This window comes from Pseudomonas sp. L-22-4S-12 (assembly GCF_009799935.1).
In the GTDB taxonomy this organism is placed as follows: Bacteria; Pseudomonadota; Gammaproteobacteria; order Pseudomonadales; family Pseudomonadaceae; genus Aquipseudomonas.
The window spans coordinates 1-569 of sequence record NZ_WELL01000020.1 but is presented as its reverse complement, the minus strand read 5'-3'; the positions used below and the strand labels follow the sequence as shown (position 1 = coordinate 569).

Annotated in this window: 1 protein-coding gene; it reads right to left on the bottom strand. The window is 63.3% G+C overall.

The features are described from left to right. The coding region (locus F3I16_RS20955) for an aconitase family protein (protein WP_256670263.1) at positions 1–569 on the bottom strand (569 nt) is incomplete at both ends.

Genomic DNA, 569 nt, shown 5'->3' with positions numbered 1-569 from the left:
TTGCCGGCGGCGCGGAAGTGACCGATGTTGGTCATGCACGAACCGATGAACACTTCGTCGATTTTCTCACCGGCCACGCTGGACAGCAGACGGGCGTCGTCCGGATCGTTCGGCGCGCAGAGCACCGGCTCTTTGACGTCGGCCAGGTCGATCTCGATGATCTCGGCGTATTCGGCGTCCTTGTCGGCTTCCAGCAGTTGCGGGTTGGCCAGCCAGGCTTCCATGGCCTGGGCGCGACGCTCCAGGGTGCGGGCATCGCCGTAACCTTCGCCGATCATCCAGCGCAGCATGGTGATGTTGGAGCGCAGGTACTCGGCGATGGCCTTTTCCGGCAGCTTGATGGTGCAACCGGCGGCGGAGCGCTCGGCCGAGGCGTCGGACAGCTCGAAAGCCTGTTCAACGGTCAGCTCGTCCAGACCTTCGATCTCCAGGATGCGGCCGGAGAAGGCGTTGATCTTGCCCTTCTTCTCGACGGTCAGCAGGCCAGCCTTGATTGCGTAGTAAGGGATGGCATGGACCAGGTCACGCAGGGTGATGCCCGGTTGCAGCTTGCCCTTGAAGCGCACCAG